The organism is Staphylococcus sp. HMSC13A10, from assembly GCF_001808005.1.
Classification (GTDB): Bacteria; Bacillota; Bacilli; order Staphylococcales; family Staphylococcaceae; genus Staphylococcus; species Staphylococcus pasteuri.
On sequence record NZ_KV791844.1, the window covers coordinates 23471 to 50258 of the forward strand.

Annotated in this window: 18 protein-coding genes and 1 pseudogene; 15 read left to right on the forward strand and 4 right to left on the reverse strand. The window is 34.2% G+C overall.

Annotated elements, in window-relative coordinates:
- Positions 1–200: 200 nt before the first annotated feature.
- From rpoB to tuf, 7 genes are all read left to right on the forward strand, one after another.
- Positions 201–3752, forward strand: coding sequence for a DNA-directed RNA polymerase subunit beta (gene rpoB / locus HMPREF3125_RS03445; protein ID WP_070451971.1), 3552 nt, complete (start codon positions 201–203; stop codon positions 3750–3752).
- Between the two features lie 158 nt (positions 3753–3910).
- Positions 3911–7507 carry a DNA-directed RNA polymerase subunit beta' gene (gene rpoC, locus HMPREF3125_RS03450; RefSeq protein WP_176745280.1) on the forward strand — a complete coding sequence of 1199 codons (3597 nt, stop codon included), beginning with the start codon at positions 3911–3913 and terminating at the stop codon, positions 7505–7507.
- 145 nt (positions 7508–7652) lie between these two features.
- Positions 7653–7913: a ribosomal L7Ae/L30e/S12e/Gadd45 family protein gene (locus HMPREF3125_RS03455; RefSeq protein WP_017637538.1), complete on the forward strand. Its 261-nt coding sequence runs from the start codon at positions 7653–7655 to the stop codon at positions 7911–7913.
- A gap of 89 nt (positions 7914–8002) precedes the next feature.
- Complete coding sequence (gene rpsL, locus HMPREF3125_RS03460; protein WP_002451222.1) at positions 8003–8416, forward strand: 30S ribosomal protein S12; 414 nt, start codon at positions 8003–8005, stop codon at positions 8414–8416.
- Positions 8417–8487: 71 nt separating this feature from the next.
- Entirely contained in the window at positions 8488–8958 is a 471-nt protein-coding gene (gene rpsG / locus HMPREF3125_RS03465; RefSeq protein ID WP_002451223.1) for a 30S ribosomal protein S7, read from the forward strand.
- 119 nt (positions 8959–9077) lie between these two features.
- A complete protein-coding gene (gene fusA, locus HMPREF3125_RS03470) occupies positions 9078–11159 on the forward strand; it encodes an elongation factor G (protein WP_029056350.1) in 2082 nt (693 codons plus the stop codon).
- A 231-nt stretch (positions 11160–11390) separates the two neighbouring features.
- Entirely contained in the window at positions 11391–12575 is a 1185-nt protein-coding gene (gene tuf / locus HMPREF3125_RS03475; RefSeq protein ID WP_017637541.1) for an elongation factor Tu, read from the forward strand.
- Positions 12576–12827: 252 nt separating this feature from the next.
- Here the strand turns inward: tuf and HMPREF3125_RS03480 are convergent, their stop codons facing one another.
- Positions 12828–13994, reverse strand: a complete 1167-nt coding sequence (locus HMPREF3125_RS03480) for a M20 family metallopeptidase (RefSeq protein WP_046466375.1) — start codon at positions 13992–13994, stop codon at positions 12828–12830.
- A gap of 170 nt (positions 13995–14164) precedes the next feature.
- On the opposite strand from HMPREF3125_RS03480, the gene HMPREF3125_RS03485 reads away from it, so the two are divergent.
- From HMPREF3125_RS03485 to HMPREF3125_RS03495, 3 genes are all read left to right on the forward strand, one after another.
- The gene (locus HMPREF3125_RS03485) at positions 14165–15352 is read left to right on the forward strand and encodes a glycine C-acetyltransferase (RefSeq protein WP_017637543.1); all 1188 of its coding nucleotides are present in this window, start codon (positions 14165–14167) and stop codon (positions 15350–15352) included.
- 66 nt (positions 15353–15418) lie between these two features.
- Positions 15419–15937, forward strand: coding sequence for a GNAT family N-acetyltransferase (locus tag HMPREF3125_RS03490; protein WP_046466377.1), 519 nt, complete (start codon positions 15419–15421; stop codon positions 15935–15937).
- A 259-nt stretch (positions 15938–16196) separates the two neighbouring features.
- Positions 16197–17144 (forward strand): ornithine cyclodeaminase family protein, encoded by a 948-nt coding sequence (locus HMPREF3125_RS03495; RefSeq protein WP_029056353.1) that lies wholly within the window; start codon positions 16197–16199, stop codon positions 17142–17144.
- Between the two features lie 75 nt (positions 17145–17219).
- On the opposite strand, the gene HMPREF3125_RS03500 is transcribed toward HMPREF3125_RS03495, so the two are convergent.
- The 3 genes and pseudogenes from HMPREF3125_RS03500 to HMPREF3125_RS03510 all read right to left on the reverse strand — a co-directional run bounded on the left by HMPREF3125_RS03500 (position 17220) and on the right by HMPREF3125_RS03510 (position 20479).
- Entirely contained in the window at positions 17220–17990 is a 771-nt protein-coding gene (locus HMPREF3125_RS03500; RefSeq protein ID WP_070451974.1) for a DeoR/GlpR family DNA-binding transcription regulator, read from the reverse strand.
- A 157-nt stretch (positions 17991–18147) separates the two neighbouring features.
- Positions 18148–19383: an MFS transporter gene (locus HMPREF3125_RS03505; RefSeq protein ID WP_070451977.1), complete on the reverse strand. Its 1236-nt coding sequence runs from the start codon at positions 19381–19383 to the stop codon at positions 18148–18150.
- 27 nt (positions 19384–19410) lie between these two features.
- Positions 19411–20479, reverse strand: a pseudogene (locus HMPREF3125_RS03510) (zinc-binding dehydrogenase).
- 211 nt (positions 20480–20690) lie between these two features.
- On the opposite strand from HMPREF3125_RS03510, the gene HMPREF3125_RS03515 reads away from it, so the two are divergent.
- The 5 genes from HMPREF3125_RS03515 to HMPREF3125_RS03535 all read left to right on the forward strand — a co-directional run bounded on the left by HMPREF3125_RS03515 (position 20691) and on the right by HMPREF3125_RS03535 (position 26767).
- Positions 20691–22325 (forward strand): ribulokinase, encoded by a 1635-nt coding sequence (locus tag HMPREF3125_RS03515; RefSeq protein WP_070451982.1) that lies wholly within the window; start codon positions 20691–20693, stop codon positions 22323–22325.
- 121 nt (positions 22326–22446) lie between these two features.
- Positions 22447–23286 (forward strand): SDR family oxidoreductase, encoded by an 840-nt coding sequence (locus HMPREF3125_RS03520; RefSeq protein WP_070451986.1) that lies wholly within the window; start codon positions 22447–22449, stop codon positions 23284–23286.
- Between the two features lie 269 nt (positions 23287–23555).
- Positions 23556–24515 (forward strand): NAD-dependent epimerase/dehydratase family protein, encoded by a 960-nt coding sequence (locus tag HMPREF3125_RS03525; RefSeq protein ID WP_070451988.1) that lies wholly within the window; start codon positions 23556–23558, stop codon positions 24513–24515.
- Positions 24516–24767: 252 nt separating this feature from the next.
- Positions 24768–25844, forward strand: a complete 1077-nt coding sequence (locus HMPREF3125_RS03530) for a branched-chain amino acid aminotransferase (RefSeq protein WP_017637552.1) — start codon at positions 24768–24770, stop codon at positions 25842–25844.
- A gap of 224 nt (positions 25845–26068) precedes the next feature.
- Positions 26069–26767, forward strand: coding sequence for an HAD family hydrolase (locus HMPREF3125_RS03535; RefSeq protein ID WP_070451989.1), 699 nt, complete (start codon positions 26069–26071; stop codon positions 26765–26767).
- Positions 26768–26788: the final 21 nt, after the last annotated feature.

The window sequence follows — 26788 nt, forward strand, 5'->3', positions numbered from 1 at the left end:
GATATAGTTATAAAATGTAAAAATTTATGTTCAATAAGTGTGTACTTTTATGTAAAACAAATAAGTTAAACAAGATAAATAAAGAATAGAAAATGGTGTCATCTGAAGTGTTGCCGTTTTCTTTTTGTCTTTAAATCTTGAGTCTCTCTTTTGTTTTATGAGTAAAAGCAAACCACACAATTTTTGAGGGGTGAATCTGTTTGGCAGGTCAAGTTGTCCAATATGGAAGACATCGTAAACGTAGAAACTACGCGAGAATTTCAGAAGTATTAGAATTACCGAACTTAATAGAAATTCAAACAAAATCTTACGATTGGTTCCTTAAAGAAGGTTTATTAGAAATGTTTAGAGACATTTCTCCGATTGAAGATTTCACAGGTAACCTATCTTTAGAATTTGTAGATTATAGATTAGGTGAACCGAAATACGACTTAGAAGAATCAAAAAACCGTGACGCTACTTATGCTGCACCTCTTCGTGTAAAAGTACGTCTTATTATTAAAGAAACTGGCGAAGTAAAAGAGCAAGAAGTATTCATGGGTGATTTCCCACTAATGACAGATACAGGTACATTTGTTATCAATGGTGCAGAACGTGTTATCGTATCACAATTAGTACGTTCACCATCCGTTTATTTCAATGAAAAACTTGATAAAAACGGCCGTGTAAACTATGATGCAACAATTATTCCTAACCGTGGTGCATGGTTAGAATATGAAACTGATGCAAAAGACGTTGTTTATGTACGTATTGATAGAACACGTAAATTACCATTAACTGTATTACTAAGAGCATTAGGTTTCTCAAGTGATCAAGAAATTGTAGATTTACTAGGTGATAGTGAATACTTACGTAATACATTAGAAAAAGATGGTACTGAAAACACAGAACAAGCATTATTAGAAATTTATGAGCGTTTACGTCCTGGCGAACCACCAACAGTAGAAAATGCTAAAAGCTTATTATATTCACGTTTCTTCGATCCAAAACGTTATGACTTAGCAAGCGTTGGTCGTTACAAAGCAAACAAAAAACTACACTTAAAACACCGTTTATTCAACCAAAAATTAGCAGAACCAATTGTTAATAGTGAAACAGGTGAAATTGTAGTTGAAGAAGGAACAGTTCTTGATCGTCGTAAATTAGACGAAATTATGGACGTTTTAGAATCAAATGCTAATAGTGAAGTATTTGAATTAGAAGGAACAGTTATTGATGAACCAGTTGAAATTCAATCAATCAAAGTATATGTTCCTAATGATGAAGAAGGACGCCCAACAACTGTTATTGGTAATGCATTACCAGATTCAGAAGTTAAATGTATTACTCCAGCAGATATCATTTCTTCAATGAGTTATTTCTTTAACTTATTAAGTGGTATCGGTTATACAGATGATATTGACCATTTAGGTAATCGTCGTTTACGTTCAGTAGGCGAATTATTACAAAACCAATTCCGTATTGGTTTATCAAGAATGGAACGTGTAGTTCGAGAAAGAATGTCTATTCAAGATACGGATTCAATTACACCACAACAATTAATCAATATCCGTCCTGTTATTGCATCTATTAAAGAATTCTTTGGTAGTTCACAATTATCACAATTCATGGACCAAGCTAACCCATTAGCAGAATTAACACATAAACGTCGTCTTTCTGCTTTAGGACCTGGTGGTTTAACACGTGAACGTGCACAAATGGAAGTTCGTGACGTACACTATTCTCACTATGGTCGTATGTGTCCAATTGAAACACCAGAGGGTCCAAACATTGGATTAATCAACTCTTTATCTAGTTACGCACGTGTGAATGAATTTGGTTTCATTGAAACACCATATCGTAAAGTAGATTTAGATACGAATGCAATTACTGATCAAATTGACTATTTAACTGCTGATGAAGAAGATAGTTATGTTGTTGCCCAAGCGAACTCTCGATTAGATGAAAATGGCCGTTTCTTAGACGATGAAGTTGTTTGTCGTTTCCGTGGTAATAACACAGTTATGGCTAAAGAAAAAATGGATTACATGGATGTTTCACCTAAACAGGTTGTATCAGCAGCTACAGCATGTATCCCATTCTTAGAAAACGATGACTCTAACCGTGCGTTAATGGGTGCAAACATGCAACGTCAAGCAGTACCATTGATGAACCCTGAAGCTCCATTTGTTGGTACTGGTATGGAACATGTTGCTGCACGTGACTCAGGTGCTGCTATTACAGCAAACCATAGAGGTAGAGTTGAACATGTTGAATCTAATGAAATCTTAGTACGTCGTCTAGTTGAACAAAATGGACAAGAGCACGAAGGTGAATTAGATCGTTATCCATTAGCGAAATTCAAACGTTCTAACTCTGGTACTTGTTATAACCAACGCCCAATTGTTGCTGCTGGTGACATCGTTGAATATAACGAAATACTAGCTGATGGTCCTTCAATGGAATTAGGCGAAATGGCATTAGGCCGTAACGTTGTTGTTGGATTCATGACTTGGGACGGTTATAACTACGAGGATGCTGTAATCATGAGTGAACGTTTAGTTAAAGACGACGTTTACACTTCAATTCATATTGAAGAGTATGAATCAGAAGCTCGTGATACTAAATTAGGACCTGAAGAGATTACACGTGATATTCCTAATGTTTCTGAAAGTGCACTTAAAAACTTAGACGAACGTGGTATCGTTTATGTTGGTGCTGAAGTTAATGATGGAGACATCTTAGTAGGTAAAGTAACACCAAAAGGAGTTACAGAACTTACAGCAGAAGAAAGATTATTACATGCAATCTTTGGTGAAAAAGCACGTGAAGTTCGTGATACATCATTACGTGTGCCACATGGTGCTGGCGGTATCGTTCTAGATGTTAAAGTATTCAATCGTGAAGAAGGCGATGATACATTATCTCCAGGTGTTAACCAATTAGTACGTGTTTATATCGTTCAAAAACGTAAAATTCACGTCGGAGATAAAATGTGTGGTCGACATGGTAACAAAGGTGTCATTTCTAAAATTGTTCCTGAAGAAGATATGCCATATTTACCAGATGGAACTCCAATTGACATCATGTTAAACCCATTAGGTGTACCATCACGTATGAATATCGGACAAGTACTTGAGCTACATTTAGGTATGGCTGCTAAAAACTTAGGTATCCATGTTGCATCTCCAGTATTCGATGGTGCCAACGATGATGACGTTTGGTCAACTATCGAAGAAGCAGGTATGGCTCGTGACGGTAAAACTGTATTATATGATGGTCGTACTGGTGAACCATTCGATAATCGTATTTCAGTTGGTGTTATGTACATGCTTAAACTTGCACACATGGTTGACGATAAATTACATGCGCGTTCAACTGGTCCATACTCATTAGTTACGCAACAACCATTAGGTGGTAAAGCGCAATTCGGTGGACAACGTTTTGGTGAAATGGAGGTATGGGCACTTGAAGCATATGGTGCTGCATACACATTACAAGAAATCTTGACTTATAAATCAGACGATACTGTAGGTCGTGTTAAAACATACGAAGCTATAGTAAAAGGCGAAAATATCTCTAGACCAAGTGTTCCTGAATCATTCCGTGTATTGATGAAAGAATTACAAAGTTTAGGATTAGACGTCAAAGTGATGGATGAGCAAGATAACGAAATCGAAATGGCTGACAACGAAGATGAAGATGTAACTGAACGCAAAGTAGATTTACAACAAAAAGATGCGCCAGAATCACAAAAAGAAACTACTGATTAATATGCACATAGATAACTAGAATATAGGTTGGGGCGACATCAGTGTCGCTCAAACCTTTCTCAAATTCTATATACTATAAATGTAAATCAATCAAATAGCACAGCTAATCTAAATTGAAGGAGGTAGGCTCCTTGATTGATGTAAATAATTTCCATTATATGAAAATAGGATTAGCTTCACCTGAAAAGATTCGTTCATGGTCTTATGGTGAGGTTAAAAAGCCTGAAACAATTAACTATCGTACGTTAAAACCTGAAAAAGATGGTCTTTTCTGTGAAAGAATATTTGGACCTACAAAAGACTGGGAGTGTAGTTGTGGTAAGTACAAACGTGTACGCTACAAAGGCATGGTATGTGATAGATGTGGTGTTGAAGTAACGAAGTCAAAAGTACGTCGTGAAAGAATGGGACACATTGAATTAGCAGCACCAGTTTCACATATTTGGTACTTCAAAGGTATCCCTAGCCGTATGGGTCTATTATTAGATATGTCTCCAAGAGCATTAGAAGAAGTTATTTACTTTGCTTCTTATGTTGTTGTTGACCCAGGTCCAACTGGTTTAGAAAAGAAAACATTATTATCAGAAGCAGAATTTAGAGATTATTATGATAAATATCCAGGTCAATTTGTTGCCAAAATGGGTGCTGAAGGTATCAGAGACTTATTATCAGAAATTGACTTAGATGAAGAACTTAAAACTTTACGTGATGAATTAGAATCTGCAACAGGACAAAGACTTACTCGTGCTATCAAACGTTTAGAGGTAGTTGAATCATTCCGTAATTCAGGTAACAATCCAGCTTGGATGATTTTAGATGTACTTCCAATCATCCCACCAGAAATCCGTCCAATGGTTCAATTAGACGGTGGACGTTTTGCAACAAGTGACTTAAACGATTTATATAGACGTGTTATTAACCGTAACAATCGTTTGAAACGCTTATTAGATCTTGGTGCACCTGGAATCATAGTTCAAAATGAAAAACGTATGTTACAAGAAGCTGTTGATGCTTTAATTGATAATGGTCGTCGTGGCCGTCCTGTTACAGGTCCTGGTAACCGTCCATTAAAATCACTATCACATATGTTAAAAGGTAAACAAGGTCGTTTCCGTCAAAACTTATTAGGTAAACGTGTTGACTATTCAGGTCGTTCCGTTATCGCAGTAGGTCCAAGTCTGAAAATGTATCAATGTGGCTTACCTAAAGAAATGGCACTTGAACTATTTAAACCTTTCGTAATGAAAGAATTAGTTCAACGTGAAATTGCAACAAACATTAAAAATGCGAAGAGTAAAATCGAACGCATGGACGATGAAGTATGGGATGTTTTAGAAGAAGTTATTGTAGAACATCCAGTATTACTAAACCGTGCACCTACACTTCACAGATTAGGTATCCAAGCATTCGAACCAACTTTAGTTGAAGGTCGTGCAATCCGTTTACACCCTCTTGTTACTACAGCATATAACGCTGACTTTGATGGTGACCAAATGGCTGTTCACGTTCCATTATCTAAAGAGGCTCAAGCCGAAGCACGTATGTTAATGTTAGCTGCGCAAAACATCTTGAACCCTAAAGATGGTAAACCAGTTGTTACACCATCACAGGATATGGTATTAGGTAACTATTATCTAACATTAGAACGTAAAGATGCTGTTAACACTGGGGCAATCTTTAATGATACTAACGAAGTGTTAAAAGCATATGCTAATGGCTATGTTCATTTACACACTAGAATTGGTGTACATGCAAGTTCATTCAATAATCCAACATTTACAGATGAGCAAAACAATAAAATTTTAGCTACTTCAGTAGGTAAAATTATCTTTAATGAAATCATTCCTGATTCATTTGCTTATATCAATGAACCAACTCAAGCTAACCTTGAAGGTAAAACGCCTGATAAATACTTTGTTGACCCAACAGAGTTAGGTGAAGGTGGATTAAAAGAATTCTTTGAAACTAAAGAATTAACTGAACCATTCAATAAAAAATTCTTAGGTAATATCATTGCTGAAGTATTTAATAGATTTAGTATCACTGATACATCTATGATGCTTGACCGCATGAAAGACCTAGGATTTAAATTCTCATCAAAAGCAGGTATCACTGTTGGTGTATCTGATATCGTGGTATTACCAGATAAAAAAGATATTTTAGATGAGCATGAAAAATTAGTTGATCGTGTAACTAAACAATTCAATCGTGGTTTAATCACTGAAGAAGAACGTTACAATGCTGTCGTTGAAATTTGGACAGATGCTAAGGACCAAATTCAAGGTGAATTAATGCAATCACTTGAAAAAACAAACCCAATCTTCATGATGAGTGACTCTGGTGCCCGTGGTAACGCATCTAACTTTACACAGTTAGCAGGTATGCGTGGATTGATGGCTGCACCATCAGGTAAGATCATCGAACTACCAATCACATCATCATTCCGTGAAGGTTTAACAGTGTTAGAGTACTTCATTTCTACTCATGGTGCGCGTAAAGGTCTTGCCGATACAGCACTTAAAACTGCCGATTCAGGTTATCTTACTCGTCGCCTTGTTGACGTTGCACAAGATGTTATTGTTCGTGAAGAAGATTGTGGTACTGACAGAGGTTTACTTGTTTCAGATATTAGAGAAGGTACAGAAATGATTGAACCATTCATTGAACGTATCGAAGGACGTTACTCAAAAGAAACTATCCGTCATCCTGAAACTGATGAAGTGATTATTCGTCCAGATGAGTTAATCACTGCTGAAATTGCTAAGAAAATTACTGACGCTGGCATTGAACAAATGTACATCCGTTCAGCATTCACTTGTAATACACGTCATGGTGTATGTGAAAAATGTTATGGTAAAAACCTTGCAACAGGTGAAAAAGTTGAAGTTGGTGAAGCAGTTGGTACAATCGCTGCACAATCAATCGGTGAACCAGGTACACAGCTTACAATGCGTACATTCCATACAGGTGGGGTAGCCGGAAGCGATATTACTCAAGGTCTTCCACGTATTCAAGAAATATTTGAAGCACGTAACCCTAAAGGTCAAGCTGTAATCACTGAAATTGAAGGTGTAGTAGAAGATATTAAATTAGCAAAAGACCGTCAACAAGAAATTGTTGTTAAAGGTGAAAATGAAACTAGATCTTATCTAGCTTCAGGAACTTCTAGACTTAAAGTTGAAGTAGGACAATCAGTTGAACGTGGTGAAGTATTAACAGAAGGTTCAATCGAACCGAAAAACTTCTTATCAGTTGCTGGTTTAAATGCTACTGAAAGCTATTTATTAAAAGAAGTTCAAAAAGTTTACCGTATGCAAGGTGTTGAAATTGATGATAAACACGTTGAGGTAATGGTAAGACAAATGTTACGTAAAGTTCGTATCATTGAAGCAGGAGATACTAAGTTATTACCTGGTTCATTAGTTGATATCCACAACTTTACAGATGCTAACAGAGAAGCATTTAAAGAACGTAAACGCCCAGCAACTGCAAAACCGGTATTGCTAGGTATTACAAAAGCTTCTCTTGAAACAGAAAGCTTCTTATCTGCAGCATCATTCCAAGAAACAACTCGTGTACTTACTGATGCAGCTATTAAAGGTAAACGCGATGATTTACTTGGTCTTAAAGAAAATGTAATTATCGGTAAACTTATCCCAGCTGGTACTGGTATGAGACGTTATAGCGATGTTCAATTCGATAAAAACGTAGCTCCAGTTGCTAGTACAGAAGAAGAGGTAGACGTTACCGAATAGTTATTTAATCAAGAGACTAAACGAAAATTTTAGTCTCTTGATTCTTATTTATTTCATAAATGCATGAATAAATATTGACTATTGTAGTCATGTAATGTTACTATATTAAAGGTTGATGCAAGCAGAACTTTGGAGGATATTATAAATGTCTAATGAAAAAGTTGCACGCTTTAACAAACAACAATATGTAGTTGGTCTGAAGGAGACGCTTAAAGCGTTGAATAAAGATCAAGTTACATCATTGATTATTGCTCAAGACGTTGAGGTTCATCTTATGACTCGCGTGTTAAGCCAAATCAATCAAAAAAACATACCATATACACTTTTCTCATCTAAGAAGGATTTAGGAGAATATGTAGGTATTAATGTTAATGCAACAATCGTTGCTATATTGAATGAGAATTAGTAAGTTTTTACTTACTAAATTTTATTTAACCTTAAAATGAACCACCTGGATGTGTGGGATTAAAAAATGAAGAGAGGAGGACATATTCAATGCCAACTATTAACCAATTAGTACGTAAACCAAGACAAAGCAAATCAAAAAAATCTGATTCACCAGCTTTAAACAGAGGTTTTAACAGTAAGAAGAAACAATTCACTGAATTGAATTCTCCACAAAAACGTGGCGTTTGTACTCGTGTGGGTACTATGACACCTAAAAAACCTAACTCAGCGTTACGTAAATATGCACGTGTGCGTTTATCAAATAACATTGAAATCAACGCATACATTCCTGGTATTGGACACAACTTACAAGAACACAGTGTAGTACTTGTACGTGGTGGACGTGTAAAAGACTTACCTGGTGTGCGTTACCACATTGTACGTGGTGCACTTGATACTTCAGGTGTAGACGGACGTAGACAAGGTCGTTCATTATACGGAACTAAAAAACCTAAAAATTAATTTTTAAGATTACGTAAATTTTAAAAATAATGAAACACAATATACTATAATAGGAAGGGAGGATTTACATTATGCCTCGTAAAGGATCAGTACCTAAAAGAGACGTATTACCAGATCCAATTCATAACTCAAAATTAGTTACAAAATTAATTAACAAAATTATGTTAGACGGTAAACGTGGAACAGCTCAAAGAATTCTTTATTCAGCATTCGACCTAGTTGAAGAACGTAGTGGTCGTCAAGCTATTGAAGTATTCGAAGAAGCAATCGAAAACATTATGCCAGTATTAGAAGTTAAAGCTCGTCGTGTGGGTGGTTCAAACTACCAAGTACCTGTTGAGGTACGCCCAGAACGTCGTTCTACTTTAGGATTACGTTGGTTAGTTAACTATGCGCGTCTTCGTGGTGAAAAAACTATGGAAGAACGTTTAGCTAACGAAATCTTAGATGCAGCAAATAATACAGGTGGTGCAGTTAAGAAACGTGAGGACACTCACAAAATGGCTGAAGCTAACAAAGCATTTGCTCACTACCGTTGGTAAGATTGAAGCTTTTACCCTGAGTGTGTTCCAAACGATTGGTTTACCAATAATGGCTCATGCTTAGGGCATCGCCATATCTAAAGTACTTATTCAGTAATAACTGGAAGGAGAAAAAATACATGGCAAGAGAATTTTCTTTGAAAAATACTCGTAATATCGGTATCATGGCTCACATTGATGCTGGTAAAACTACTACGACAGAACGTATTCTTTATTACACAGGTCGTATCCACAAAATTGGTGAAACTCACGAAGGTGCTTCACAAATGGACTGGATGGAACAAGAACAAGATCGTGGTATTACTATCACATCTGCTGCAACAACTGCAGCTTGGGAAGGCCACCGTGTAAATATTATCGATACACCAGGACACGTAGACTTCACAGTTGAAGTTGAACGTTCTTTACGTGTACTTGACGGTGCGGTTACAGTACTTGATGCTCAATCAGGTGTTGAACCTCAAACTGAAACAGTTTGGCGTCAGGCTACAACATACGGCGTACCTCGTATCGTGTTTATTAACAAAATGGATAAATTAGGAGCAAACTTTGATTATTCTGTAAGCACATTACATGACCGCTTACAAGCTAATGCTGCACCTATCCAATTACCTATTGGTGCTGAAGATGAATTTGAAGCAATCATTGACTTAGTTGAAATGAAATGTTTCAAATACACTAACGACCTAGGTACAGAAATCGATGAAATTGAAATTCCAGATGATCACAAAGAAAGAGCTGAAGAAGCTCGTTCAACATTAATTGAAGCAGTAGCTGAAACTAATGATGAATTAATGGAAAAATATCTTGGTGACGAAGAAATTTCAGTTGAAGAATTAAAAAATGCAATCCGTCAAGCTACAACTGATGTAGAATTCTACCCAGTTCTTTGCGGTACTGCATTCAAAAACAAAGGTGTTCAATTAATGCTTAACGCTGTAATTGATTACCTACCATCTCCTTTAGATGTAAAACCAATCGTTGGTCACCGTGCTAACAATCCTGAAGAAGAAGTAATTGCTAAACCAGACGATTCAGCTGAATTCGCTGCATTAGCATTTAAAGTTATGACTGACCCTTATGTTGGTAAATTAACTTTCTTCCGTGTTTACTCAGGTACTATGAGCTCAGGTTCATATATTAAAAACTCATCTAAAGACAAACGTGAACGTGTAGGTCGTTTATTACAAATGCACGCTAACTCACGTCAAGAGATTGACACTGTTTACTCAGGCGATATCGCTGCTGCGGTAGGTCTTAAAGAAACAGGTACTGGTGATACTTTATGTGGAGAGAAAAACGACATTATCTTGGAATCAATGGAATTCCCAGAACCAGTTATCCACTTATCAGTTGAACCAAAATCTAAAGCTGACCAAGATAAAATGACTCAAGCTTTAGTTAAATTACAAGAAGAAGACCCAACTTTCCATGCACATACTGACGAAGAAACTGGACAAGTTATCATCGGTGGTATGGGTGAGTTACACTTAGATATCTTAGTTGACCGTATGAAGAAAGAATTTAACGTTGAATGTAATGTTGGTGCGCCAATGGTTTCATATCGTGAAACATTCAAGCAATCAGCACAAGTTCAAGGTAAATTCTCTCGTCAATCAGGTGGTCGTGGTCAATATGGTGATGTTCATATTGAATTCACACCTAATGAAACTGGTGGCGGTTTCGAATTCGAAAATGCTATCGTTGGTGGTGTAGTTCCTCGTGAATACATTCCATCAGTAGAAGCTGGTCTTAAAGATGCTATGGAAAATGGTGTTCTTGCTGGTTATCCATTAATTGATGTTAAAGCTAAATTATATGATGGTTCATACCATGATGTCGATTCATCTGAAATGGCCTTCAAAATTGCTGCATCATTAGCACTTAAAGAAGCTGCTAAAAAATGTGATCCAGTTATCTTAGAACCAATGATGAAAGTAACTATCGAAATGCCTGAAGAATACATGGGCGATATCATGGGTGACGTAACATCTCGTCGTGGACGTGTTGATGGTATGGAACCTCGTGGTAATGCACAAGTTGTAAATGCTTATGTACCACTTTCAGAAATGTTCGGTTACGCAACTTCATTACGTTCTAACACTCAAGGTCGCGGTACTTACACTATGTACTTTGACCACTATGCAGAAGTTCCAAAATCAATTTCTGAAGAAATCATTAAGAAAAATAAAGGTGAATAATATAACTTGTTTTTACTAGCTATGCTAGGTTAAAATACAGGTTGAGCTTAGTTATAGGCTAATCACTTTTATGAATTGATTTTTATGGGTAAATGCATTATAAAGGAAGTATGAATTGAGTAATACTTCTTTTAGACTCAACTTAATCAATCATCTTCTCATGATGGTGAGAAACTATCATGAGAGATAAATTTGAAAATAACTTTTATTAAGAATAGGAGAGATTTAATAATGGCAAAAGAAAAATTTGATCGCTCAAAAGAACATGCCAATATTGGTACTATCGGTCACGTTGACCATGGTAAAACTACTTTAACAGCTGCAATCGCAACTGTATTAGCTAAGAATGGTGACACTGTTGCACAATCATACGACATGATTGACAACGCACCAGAAGAAAAAGAACGTGGTATTACAATCAATACTGCACACATCGAATATCAAACTGACAAACGTCACTACGCTCACGTTGACTGCCCAGGACACGCTGACTATGTTAAAAACATGATCACTGGTGCTGCTCAAATGGACGGCGGTATCTTAGTTGTATCTGCAGCTGACGGTCCAATGCCACAAACTCGTGAACACATTCTATTATCTCGTAACGTTGGTGTACCAGCTTTAGTTGTATTCTTAAACAAAGTTGATATGGTAGACGACGAAGAATTATTAGAATTAGTAGAAATGGAAGTTCGTGACTTATTAACTGAATATGACTTCCCAGGTGACGACGTACCTGTAATCGCTGGTTCTGCATTAAAAGCATTAGAAGGCGACGAAAAATACGAAGAAAAAATCTTAGAATTAATGCAAGCAGTTGATGACTACATTCCAACTCCAGAACGTGATTCTGACAAACCATTCATGATGCCAGTTGAGGACGTATTCTCAATCACTGGTCGTGGTACTGTTGCTACAGGCCGTGTTGAACGTGGTCAAATCAAAGTTGGTGAAGAAGTTGAAATCATCGGTTTACATGACACTTCTAAAACAACTGTTACTGGTGTAGAAATGTTCCGTAAATTATTAGACTACGCTGAAGCTGGTGACAACATCGGTGCATTATTACGTGGTGTTGCTCGTGAAGACGTACAACGTGGACAAGTATTAGCTGCTCCAGGTTCAATCACACCTCATACAAAATTCAAAGCGGAAGTTTACGTTTTATCTAAAGATGAAGGTGGACGTCATACTCCATTCTTCAGTAACTACCGCCCACAATTCTATTTCCGTACTACTGACGTAACTGGTGTAGTTAACTTACCAGAAGGTACTGAAATGGTTATGCCTGGTGACAACGTTGAAATGACAGTTGAATTAATCGCTCCAATCGCGATTGAAGACGGTACTCGTTTCTCAATCCGTGAAGGTGGACGTACTGTAGGATCAGGCGTTGTAACTGAAATCCACGAATAATTTATTATTCGATATAATTAAAGGCCCCGTTTAGGGGTCTTTTTTTATTTATAAAATATGTACTTTGAATTTTGCCTATATACCTCGTATTCAGCTAATTACGAATTATACATACTCCATAATTAAGTTCAATATTACATATGAAATGTGTTAGCTTTTATATACAAAAACACCTCTAAATGAATGATTATTAATCATTTAGAGATGTTTGTAAGTTCATAATTATTTCAGGATAGATATCGGTTTATATTTTTAAAAAACTTTTTCAATTTCTAATATTTTTAAGAATTCACTTGCTGCATATTTGAATGCTGATTCATCTATATCAAAGTAGGGATTATGATGTGGTGCTGTGATCTGTTTATCTTTATTGCCACAACCTGTTAAGAAGAAAGCCCCAGGTCTCACTTTTAAATAATGTGAAAAATCTTCCCCAATCATCATTAAATCAGATTCATTAAAGCGTAAATGCATATCGTTAGCTGCTTGTTTAACAACTTCATAGGCTTGATCATGATTATGAAGAGGTAAATACCCTTTAATATAGTTAAAATCATATGTGATATCATTTGCTAATGCCAATCCCTGTAGTAATTTATCCATTTTTTGTTTAACATGACTTTGAATTTGTGTATCAAATGTACGCACTGTCCCTTTACAAAATGCACTATCTGGTATAACACTATCTGATGAACCAGCCTGTACCATACCAAATGTTAAAACAGCTTGTTTTACAGGATCTATAGTGCGTGAGATGATTTTTTGAGCACTTAAAATAAACTCAGCCATAATAACAATAGGATCAATAGTTTCTTGTGGTTTAGCGCCGTGGCCGCCTTTACCTTGAATTGTAATACTAAATTCATCTGGTGAAGCCATAATTGGACCTGGTCGTGAATATATGGTTCCTGTTGGATAGCCACTCCAAAGATGCGTACCGTAAATTTTATCTACGTCTTTTAAACAACCATCATTAATCATTTCTTGAGAACCACCAGGCATAATTTCCTCACCATATTGAAAGATAAAAACGACATTACCTTTAAGTAGGTGACGATGCTCATTTACTATTTCAGCAACACCTAATAGTATGGCTGTATGACCATCATGTCCACACGCATGCATACAACCATCGTTTTTAGATTTATAAGACACATCATTTAGTTCTTGAACTGGTAATGCATCAAAATCAGCACGAAATGCGATAGTCGGTCCATTTTCTTTTCCTTTAAAAGTTGCTTTAATTCCGTTTCTACCTACTGGAGTTTGAATGTCACATGACAATTGGCTAAGTTGATTAACTATATAGTCATGTGTTTGCTTCTCTTCAAAAGAAAGTTCAGGATATTGATGTAAATAACGTCGCAGTTGAATCATTCTTTTTTCTTTTTTACTAGCCAATTGAAACCAATCAAACAAAACGATCACTTCTTCCGTATTATTATGATAATTAGTATATCACTATCTAATGTTACAAAATAGTTGAAAATGAATATTTATTTTTAAAATTACCACGAGTGATAGGGCTTTCATGAAAGGCTAAATTGATGTATTATAAAGACAAATAGAGAAACAAGGGGGATATCGTTGTGGTTCAATCACTACATGATTTTTTAGATGAAAACATTAATTATTTGAAAGAAAATGGTTTATACAATGAAATAGATTCAATTGAAGGTGCTAATGGTCCAGAAATTAAAATTGAAGGTAAAACTTATGTCAATTTAAGTTCAAATAACTATTTAGGATTAGCAACAAATGAAGATTTAAAAGAAGCTGCTAAAGCTGCGATTGATACACATGGTGTTGGTGCTGGTGCTGTACGTTCTATTAACGGTACGTTAGATTTACATGATGAATTAGAAGAAACATTAGCTAAATTTAAAGGTACAGAAGCTGCAATTGCATACCAATCTGGATTTAATTGTAATATGGCTGCGATTTCAGCTGTAATGAATAAAAATGACGCTATTCTGTCTGATGAATTGAACCACGCTTCAATTATTGATGGTTGTCGTTTATCTAAAGCGAAAATTATTCGTGTGAATCATTCAGATATGGATGATTTAAGAGCAAAAGCTAAAGAAGCTGTAGAATCAGGTCAGTATAATAAAGTAATGTATATCACTGATGGTGTGTTTAGTATGGATGGCGATGTTGCTAAACTGCCTGAAATTGTTAAAATAGCTGAAGAATTTGGTTTATTAACTTATGTAGATGATGCACATGGCTCTGGTGTAATGGGTAAAGGTGCTGGTACGGTTAAACACTTTGGCTTACAAGATAAAATTGATTTCCAAATTGGTACATTATCTAAAGCAATTGGTGTTGTTGGAGGTTATGTTGCAGGAACTAAAGAATTAATTGACTGGTTAAAAGCACAATCTCGTCCATTCTTATTCTCTACATCATTAGCGCCTGGAGATACAAAAGCTATTACAGAAGCAGTTAAAAAATTAATGGCTTCAACTGAATTGCATGATCAATTATGGGAAAATGCTCAATATCTTAAAGATGGTTTAGCAAAACTAGGATTTGATACAGGTGAATCAGAAACACCAATTACACCAGTTATTATTGGTGATGAAAAAGATACGCAAGCATTCAGTAAACGATTAAAAGAAGAAGGTATATATGTTAAGTCAATCGTATTCCCTACAGTGCCAAAAGGTACGGGTAGAGTAAGAAATATGCCTACAGCAGCACATACTAAAGAAATGTTGGATAAAGCTTTAGCTGCTTACGAAAAAGTAGGAAAAGAACTTAACATTATTTAATATAAGAATAATAAATAAAGCACTCATTAACTGTGAGTGCTTTTTTAATATCTTGAGGTGAACATTATGGATGTTGTAGATGAACTACGCCAACTTGATTATAAAGATGAACAATTATTCCTACAATATATTAATGAGTGGTACGAACATAATGAGAAGATTGTACCTGGTAATACAGATTTAAAGAAGTATACTAGTTTCAAAGACATGGTGGATTATATTAATCAACCTAAACCTAGGGAAGATTGGGTTGAAACCAGTACATTTTTTTATTTTAAAAATGGAAAAATTGTAGGAGCAGTTAATATTAGATATCAACTTAACGAACAATTAACTCGTATTGGCGGTCATGTAGGGTATGGTGTAGCAAAATCACAACGTGGTAAAGGCTATGCGACTGTTATGTTAGGAAAAGCGATAGATATTTTAAAACCGTTTCAAATAAAAAATGTGCTAATGACGTGTAATCCTAAAAATTTTGCATCACAAAAAGTTATAAAATCATATGGAGGATACGAAATAGAACCATATATCAAAAAGAATGGATTACCAGTTAAAAGATATCATATACCTATTAATAACTAAAAAAAGCCAAAAAAAAATCATTCTCCAGTGTAGGAGAATGAATGTCGTCAAAAGTTAAATTAAATAGTTTTGTTTAGTTAAACAAAATCGCAGAGATAGTTAAGACACAATAATGTCCAACTGTCTCTTTATTTATGTTTTTAAGAATAGCATGAATACAGTTTGAGAACAATATAAACTTTAATTTGCCAACATTTTTTTATAAAATATCGGGTATTAGTAATATAAATGAATAATTAAATTTTATGGAGGAAAAGGAATGCTATATTTAAATGAAAAAGATCAACAACAATTATTAAATATGCGTGAAGTAATAGATGAAGTAGGAGAATCCTTGAAAGCTTTTTCAGAAGGTAAGACTGAAACACCATTACGATATTCAATTCCTTTTAATGATGAAAATAGATATTTAGTTATGCCTGCGTTATCTGATGTCTTAAAAATTGTGGGATTAAAAACAGTTACATTTGCACCTAAAAATCCTGAAAAAGGTAAATCAACTATCAGTGGATCAGTAATTTTGAGTGATTATGAGACAGGTGAAACGTTATCAGTCCTAGATGGAGGCTATTTAACTAAAATTAGAACAGGTGCAATTTCTGGTGTAGCAACAAAATATTTAGCTAGGGAAGATGCACGTACTTTATGTGTAATTGGTGCAGGAGAACAAGCAGAAGGATTAATTGAAGCTGTTTTAGCTGTTAGAGATATTGATACTATTCATTTTGCAAGTAGAACGACGGAAAAAGCTGAGCGTTTAGCAAAACAGTCACAAACAACATATGATGTTAACGTAAAAGTATTTGAAAATGCTGATGAAGCAATAGAAGGTGCAGATATTGTTGTGACAGCTACTAATTCTTCACATCCTGTGTTTAGTCGAACTTTAGAAGCGGGTGTACATCTCAATGCGGTAGGTTCTTTTAAACCAGATATGCAAGAATTACCTTCTGAATCAATGAAAGTAGCAGATAAAATTATTGTTGAATCTACAGAAGCTGCAATGGAAGAAACAGGAGATTTAAAAATTCCTGAACAAGAAGGCATATTATCTCAAGAATCACTTTATGCAGAACTTGGTGACATTGTTGCTGGGAATAAACAAGGACGTATGAATGATAACGAAATCACTTTATTTAAATCAGTGGGCTTAGCAATTGTAGACATTGTAGTTGCCAATTATTTTTATAAAAAAGCTCAACAATAAAAATAAAGTGAGGTGGAAAATGTACTATTTCTACCTCACTTCTTTATTTTTGTATGCGATAGTAAAATTTTTGCTTTATTGATAATCACTTGGATTAATGGAGATCACATTAGGAATTGTTTTTTTGTATTCTTGTAAATTTTCATGATTATCGGTAATCAACGTAGTAATTTTGTTAGTTGGACAAACTTGATAAAATGCTACTTTATTTAACTTTGAACTATCTGTTAACATGTAAACCTCTTTAGACTGATAAACCATTTGGCGTTTAGCATCTACGAATTCTTCGCTGTAGTGCGTCACGCCTTTTAATGCATCCATAGCAGGTGTAGCTAAAAATGCTTTCATAGAATTAAATGATTGCAAGGTTTGAGTAGTAATTAATCCATTTAATACATAATTGTTGTGATAAAGTGTACCACCAGTGACAATCACTTTATGGTTAGAAGAGCGAAGAATAGAAGCAATATGAATGTCATTAGTGATAATAGTTAAATTTTGCTTTTGTAAAATAGCTTTTGCAAATAATAGAGTGGTAGAACCTGAATCAATAATTAATGTATCTCCATCATTTACAAATTCAGCAGCTTTGTATCCTATACCTAATTTTTCATAATAGTAAGAAGTTTGTCTATCATCGAAATTTAATTCACTATAAACATTTTCATTATTTAGTACGACACCACCATGGGTACGTCTGATTTGGTTGTATTGTTCAAGTTTTACTAAGTCACGACGAATCGTTGCATCGTGTACGTTAAATTCTGTTGCTAATGTATGAACAGTAGCAGTTTTATATTTAGTTAAATAAGCAATGATTTTTTGTTCTCTTTCAGCAGGTAACATATAAAACGTCTCCATTCAGTAATTTTGATAATAAAAATGATAAGATTAAGTCGATTTTAATTATAGTATATCAAATACATAATAAAGGCTGTAGATGAAAGTATGACAATGAAATGATCATCATATATTCAGTCTACAGCCTATAAATTATTTAACGTTATTCCGTTTCACCATATTGTTGACTCTTCGGCATTTTAATGAAGAATGTTAGGATTGTACTAATGAAGTATATAATTCCTAAAATCCAAATTACACCTAAATCTCCAAGTGGCTCTAAGAAAATTCTAACTATCATTGGTCCTATGAATACTGGTAAACCAGCACCTAAGTTTAAGATTGAAAGTGTTGCACCTTTATCTTTTTTAACAAGTGAAGGAATTAATGCAGTTAATGGTACATAAGCTGCAATAAAGATTCCCCAAGCAACGCCAACAATTGTTAATAAAATAATGTTACCGTGTGACCATATTGGGACATAACCCATTAATAGACAAGAAACACCACTACCGATACCACCAAAGATCATTACAGTATTACGCCAACCAATTTTATCTCCAATAATACCCCAAATAAGGTTGAATACGATATTACCGAAGAAGATAGCAGACCAAACAGCTAACCATTTTGAAGTTGGTATTCCGTATGATTCTAGATATAAAGGTAAAAAAATAGGGAATGCAAATTGTGCAGTAGTGTTAATAACACGCACAATACCACCTAATAATACTTTTGGTTCTTCAACTACAATAGTGAAACCTTTCATCATTTCTTTTAATTTAGCTTTAGCATTACTTTTATCTGTAGGTAATTTATCTCTATTTAAGACAATAGCTAAAAAGCCACCTAAAATTACCCAGAATAATGAACTCCATAATGTTCCAATATGACCTAAGTATTTAATCGCATAGATAGAATAAAACGCACCTAATACGTTTAGTCCACCAGTAAATACTAGCCAGAACCAACCAACAGCTGCACCCAATGTGCGTTGTTCTGAACGGTATGAAATCCATACTAAGAATGAATATGCAAATAATGGATAACCTAAACCGCGTAGTGCATAAGCTGGATACATAATTGCTAAGTTTTCAGATGGTAATGCAATACCAACGAAACAAATAGTTCCTATAATGTATAAAATCAAGCCGATAAACATTGTACGTTTACCACCGAATGCTTCAGCAAATACGCCACTAAACCAACTTGCAATTGCGACTGTGATACCATAACAACCAAATAGCCAACTCACTTCATTAGAGCTGAAACCATTATGTTGTAAATAAGGACTTAACCAACCAATTTCTAGGCCGTCTCCCATCATAAATATTAAAATCCCTACGTAACCCCAAACAATTTGTTTGGGCATACCTAAAAATGTTGTCTTATTCATCATTTGTTATCTCCCCTTAGATACAATGGTTTATGACCAGTGATATCTTAAATAAGTTTTTTTCCAACCTTTGTGAGCAGCAGTATCATCCATTGCTTTTTTCAAATCCTCTGTACTATGGATATCATAGTAATCATCAGGGATTAATTTTTTAAGTGCTTGTTGATAGTCTTTATTTTCGAATGAAGCAATTAATTGTTCGAATTCATGTTTAGTACTTCTTGAACTACCTGAAAGTGTTAAACCTTTTTCTAATACGTCACGTGTATTAATACCTACTAAATCTTCTGTTACACCCATTAACACGATTTGACCTTGTCTATCGATTAAGTCAATTGCTTGGTTAATAGCAGATTCAGAGAATTTTCCACCGCAACATTCAAATACAGTATGAACACCTTTATGACTATTGAAATCATAATCATTAACTAGATGTGTAGTTGCAAAGTTTTCAAATGATTTTAATTTTTCTTCAATAGCACCGAAGACAATTAAGTTTTCTTGTTCAATACCATAGATATAATGTAAAGCTGTTGCAGCTAAATATCCAACTGGTCCGTCACCAAATACAGCTACTTGTGGAGAAGATTTAGTTGTGATTTCTTTTAATTGATTGATTGGGAATAATGATACTGAACAAAGTTCAGCTAATAACGCAACATCTTCATCTAATGTATCTGGAATTTTAACGATGTTGTCACCAGGTACTACCATTCTATCTTGGCAAATACCATCATAACCGCTACCCATAAATACGGCATTTTCATCATATTTATCAAGTAAATCTGTTTCTTCAAAATCACCAGCTCTTAAACGAGAAGGAATATTAGGTACGATAACTACTTTATCTCCTTTTTGATAATCAGGATGTTTAGAATCTTCAATAGTACCGATACCTTCGTGGAATAATGCCATTGGTAATTTTTTTCTCTAGTGCTTCTTTACGTCTATTACCTGTGTAATATCTTAGGTCAGCGTGACAGACACTTGCTTTTTCTGGATTAACAATAACATCACCATCTCTAAACTCATGATTTATTGTTGTATATTCAAATTCGCCTGGTTGAATAAGACGATATGCTTTTGATTCAATGCTCATTTCTGTTCATCTCCCTTTAATTTCTGTTCATTTTTATTTATGTAAATAATGGTAAACGCTTACAGTCATTTGTGTCAATGGTTTTTGCACAAAAATGTTTGTTTTGATGCTTTTTTATGTTTTTTTATTGATTTATTGTTCATTTGTGCGTATCATCTAAAGAAAACGCTTACTTAAACAGAGATGTAGACAAAGTATGGGGGTATTAGTAATGAGTTATAGTATTGGAGTAGATTATGGAACAGGCTCAGGTAGAGCTTTTTTAGTTGATACTACGAATGGAAAAATAATAGATAAATATATAAAGCCATATACACATGGCACAATCGAAAAAGATTTAAATGGGGTAAAATTGCCACATAGTTTTTCACTTCAAAATGGTAACGATTATATGGAAGTTTTAGAAGAAGGCGTACCTTATTTAATTCAATCTTCAGGTGTGAAACCAGAAGAAATAGTAAGAATAGGAATAGATTTTACTTCATCAACAGTTATGTTTACTGACGAAAATTTAGAACCTATTCATAATTTACCTGGTTTTGAAAATAATCCACATGCATACGTTAAGTTATGGAAACATCATGGTGCTCAAGCTGAAGCGGACCAATTATTCCAAACTGCTTTAGATAATAAGAGTAGATGGTTAGGTTATTATGGATTTAATGTAAGTAGTGAGTGGATGATTCCCAAGATTATGGAAGTTATGAACAAAGCACCAGAAGTGTTAGATAAAACAGCTAATATAATGGAAGCTGGTGACTGGATTGTTAATAAGTTAACAGGAGAAAATGTACGTTCTAACTGTGGTTTAGGATTTAAATCATTCTGGGAAGAAAATGAAGGATTCCATTATGATTTATTTGATAAAGTGAGTGATCAATTATCAGATGTTGTTCGTGATAAAGTGGATGCACCAATAGTTAAAATTGGCGAAACAGTAGGACAATTATCAGAAGAAATGGCTGAAAAACTTGGTCTTTCTACACAGACTAAAGTAAGTCCATTTATTATAGATGCACATTCAAGTCTATTAGGAATTGGTTCACAACAAGACAAACAAATGACTATGGTTATAGGAACGAGTACATGTCATTTAATGTTAAATGAACAGCAACATCAAGTACCAGGTATCTCTGGTTCTGTTAAAGGAGCTATTATTCCTGAATTATATGCTTATGAAGCGGGGCAATCTGCAGTCGGTGATTTATTTGAATATATTGCTAAACAATCACCAAAAGAGTACGTAGATGAAGCAAATGAAAGAGGTATTTCAATTTTTGAATTATTGAATGAAAAAGTAAAAGATCAAATGCCAGGTGAAAGTGGTCTTGTCGTTTTAGATTGGCATAATGGTAACCGAAGTGTATTAAGTGATAGTAATCTTAAAGGATGCGTATTCGGTATGTCACTACAAACAACACATGAAGAATTATATCGTGCATATTTAGAAGCTACTGCATTTGGTACTAAAATGATTATGCAACAATATCAAAGTTGGAATATGGATGTCGAAGATGTATTTGCTTGCGGCGGAATACCTAAGAAAAATCCTTTAATGATGGATATCTATGCAAACGTGCTTAATAAAAAAGTAACTATTATTGATAGTGAATATGCTCCAGCAATTGGTGCAGCGATTCTTGGTTCTGTTTGTGGTGGTGCGCACCAAAGTTTAAATGAAGCGATTGAATCAATGAAAGAACCTGTATTATATGAAGTGACACCTGATCCAGAAAAAGTAAAACGTTATAAAAAATTATTTAGTGCGTATAAAGAGTTACATGATCTTCATGGTTATAAAAAAGCAAGAATTATGCGCAATGTCGGTAAGTTAATGGAAGCATAAAATGATATATATTTAGCAATGGACACTTAGTGAATTGACAATAGTTAATTTACTAAGTGTTTATTTATGATAAAGAAACATCGAATATATTAAAATATATTGGAAAAGGGAGATGAATAAAATGAAGGTCATGTTAACAGGTGCAACAGGTAATTTGGGCACACATATTACTAATCAAGCTGTAGAACATAAAATGAAAGAATTTTATATAGGTGTAAGAAATTTAGATAAGGTACCAACAGATTGGAAAGAACATGTTACAGTAAGACACTTAGATTATTTCAATAAAGAAAGTATGGTTAGTGCTTTTCATGATATTGATACAGTTATTTTTATTCCAAGTATTATACACCCCTCTATAAAACGTATTCCAGAAGTAGAGAATCTTGTTGATGCAGCTAAAGAAAGCAGAGTAAAGCATATTATATATATTGGATATTATGCAGATCAACACGACAATCCATTTCATATGAGTCCATACTTTGGATATGCAGAACGGTTATTAGCTACAAGTGGTATTGATTTTACGTACGTTAGAATGGCAATGTATATGGATCCTTTAAAACCCTATCTTCCAGAATTGATGAATATGCATAAATTGATTTATCCGGTGGGGGATGGTCGAATTAATTATATTTCAAGACATGATATTGCAAGAGGAATTATCGCTATATTAAATAATCCCAATTCATGGGGGAAACGCTACTTATTATCCGGATACAGTTATGATATGTACGAACTTGCAAATATACTTTCGGAAGTATCGGGAACTAAAATTGAATATGATCCGGTTTCTTTAGAGACATTTGCTAAAATGTATGATGAACCAAAAGGATTTGGTGATTTATTAGCATCAATGTATGAAGCTGGAGCAAGAGGACTTTTAGATCAACAGTCTAATGATTTTGAAATGCTAGTAAATGATAAACCGCAGACATTTAAATCATTTTTAATGAAGTAATTGATAGATAGTGATGATGTTAATATAAAAACATCGTCACTTATTTTTATATTAACCATTTTTGTGTGTTTAATATGTGTGTTTAATAAATGAATACTGGAAGTACTCAAAAATAAAAGTAATGTTATTCAAATTATTTTAAAATATTAACTTTGTACTCACTATATATACAAGAAAGCGCTTTTATATTACAATATAGATGTAAATAGAATGTTTGTACATACAAGAAAGACAATGAATTTTCTATAAACACAAGGGGAGATTTTATAATGAAGAAAATTATGATTACAGGCGCTTTAGGCCAAATAGGTACTGAATTAGTTGTAAAATGTAGAAAAATTTATGGTACAGATAATGTACTTGCAACAGATATTAGAGAACCAGAAGCGGATTCTCCAGTTCAAGATGGTCCATTTGAAATTTTAGACGTGACTGATCGAGATAAAATGTTTGAATTAGTTGAGAATTTTGGAGCAGATACATTAATGCATATGGCTGCTTTATTATCAGCAACTGCTGAGAAGAATCCAATGTTCGCTTGGGATTTAAATATGGGTGGATTAATGAATGCTCTAGAAGCAGCACGAACATATGACTTACATTTCTTCACACCAAGTTCTATTGGTGCATTTGGTGATTCAACACCTAAAGTTAATACACCACAAGTAACCATTCAACAACCTACAACTATGTATGGTGTTAATAAAGTTGCTGGTGAATTGTTATGCCAATATTACTTCACAAAATTTGGCGTAGATACACGTAGCGTGAGATTCCCTGGCTTAATTTCACATGTTAAAGAACCAGGTGGCGGTACTACAGACTATGCTGTTGAAATTTATTTCAAAGCAGTGAGAGAAAATCATTACACAAGCTATATTGATAAAGGTACATTCATGGATATGATGTATATGGATGATGCAATCGATGCTATTATTCAGTTAATGGAAGCGGATGGAGCAAAATTAGAAACTAGAAATGGCTATAACTTAAGTGCGATGAGTATTGATCCAGAAATGGTTAAAGAAGCCATTCAACGATATTATCCAGATTTCACATTAGACTACGATGTAGATTCTGTCAGAGAGAATATCGCTAAGAGTTGGCCTGATAGCATTGATACGAGTTGTTCACGTGGTGAATGGGGATTCGATCCTAAATATGATTTAGAAAGCATGACTAAATTAATGTTAGAAGCTATTGAAAAGAAAGAAAAAGCTACAAAATAACCCGTTCAATATATATAACGATATAAATACTAATTTTACTCCTTCTAATTATTTTTACATTAGAAGGAGTGTTTTTTATGCTTAATCAGTAAGATAACTTGTAAGATGTAGATGATAGTGTTTAACTTAAGATATATTGTATACATAAGTATTTATTTTGAATTTTCGGAAAACTTATTGAATAGTATTATTTCGATTGCTATAATCTAGTATACATATTTATATTGGTAGCAATATTAGGAGGCCGTTATCATGACAGAACAAGTCAATTTTGAAAAAAGAGAAACATTAAAAGAAAAACCAGATAGTTCTAACTTAGGATTTGGTCAATACTTTACAGATTATATGTTGAGTTATGATTATGATGCTGATAAAGGTTGGCATGATTTAAAAATAGTACCATACGCACCTTTTGAAATTTCACCAGCAGCTCAAGGTTTACATTATGGGCAAGCTGTTTTCGAAGGATTAAAAGCATATAAATATAATGGTGAAGTAGTTTTATTCCGTCCAGACCAAAACTTTAAACGTATTAACAATTCTTTAGCTCGTTTAGAAATGCCTGAAGTAGATGAAGATGTATTATTGGAAGGTTTAAAACAATTAGTGGATGTAGAACGTGATTGGATTCCTGAAGGAGAAGGTCAATCATTATACATTCGTCCATTTGTATTTGCGACAGAAGGTATCTTAGGAGTAAGAGCGTCACAAGCATATAAATTATTAATTATTTTATCACCTTCAGGCGCTTATTATGGTGGAGATACATTAAAATCAACTAAAATTTACGTTGAAGATGAATATGTTCGTGCAGTAAGAGGCGGAGTTGGTTTTGCTAAAGTAGCAGGTAACTATGCAGCAAGTCTATTAGCACAAACGAACGCTAATAAATTAGGTTATGACCAAGTGCTTTGGTTAGATGGTGTTGAACAAAAATATGTAGAAGAAGTAGGAAGTATGAATATCTTCTTCGTTGAAAATGGTAAAGTTGTTACACCAGCATTAAATGGTAGTATTTTACCAGGTATTACACGTAAATCAATTATTGAATTAGCTCAAGATTTAGGATATGAAGTAGAAGAACGTCGTGTATCAATTGATGAGTTATTTGAATCATACGATAAAGGTGAATTAACTGAAGTATTCGGTACAGGTACAGCAGCAGTTATCTCACCAGTTGGTACTTTACGTTATGAAGACCGTGAAATCGTGATTAACAATAATGAACCAGGTGAAGTTACTCAAAAACTATATAATGAATATACTGGTATTCAAAACGGAACACTTGAAGATCGCCATGGTTGGAGATTTGTAGTTCCAAGATATTAAAATATATAGAGTATGAGCTAGAAGCCTTATAATTTAAAGGTTTCTAGCTTTTTTACATGTGAGAAAGTAATATAAATTTTTATATTCTTCAAATTCATATGAAGTAGAAAAAAGTATATATACGCATGTGTTGTATATAAGTGACTTTTCTATTTTTTTAAGTAAGGTTGTACTACAATGGTATATGTTGAAAGAAAATATAAACATGGAGTGTAGAGATATCAATGGAATGGATACTATTCGATAAAGATGGCACGTTAATAGAATTTGATAAAAGTTGGGAAAAAATTGGTATACGTCTTGTCGATAAATTACTAGATACATTTCCTGTACATGATAAAGAAGTTGCACATCGACAACTTGGTATAATGGATGACAAAATTGTACCTGATTCAGTTATGGGTTCGGGTTCATTAGGCGAAATGATAAAATCATTTGATAATATTACTGGACAAGATACTTCTGAATGGGCAAGAAATACAAGTCAAGAATTAGTAGATTCAAGAGAACCAGAAAATAATTGGATTGAAGGCGTGTATGACACAATTGTAGAATTACGAGAAAAAGGTTATAAAATAGGAATCGTTACAAGTGATACAAATAAAGGAGCAACTCAATTTTTAGAAGCAACACAATCCACTAGTTTATTTGATTTAGTTATTTCTACAGAAACACATGCTGAAGAAAAGCCTAATCCTAAAGTATTGGACCCATTATTTGACGCTTATAATGTTAAACCTGAACAAGTTGCTATCGTCGGCGATACAGCAAATGATATGAAGACTGCGATAAATGCCCACCTAGGATTAAGTATTGGTGTTTTAACAGGTATTGCTAAAGAAGAAGAACTCCATGAGGCAGATGTTATAGTAGAAAGTGCTAAAGAAGTTAAAAATGTCATTGATCAAATTTCACAAAAATAATTAAAAAGCGCCAATATAGAC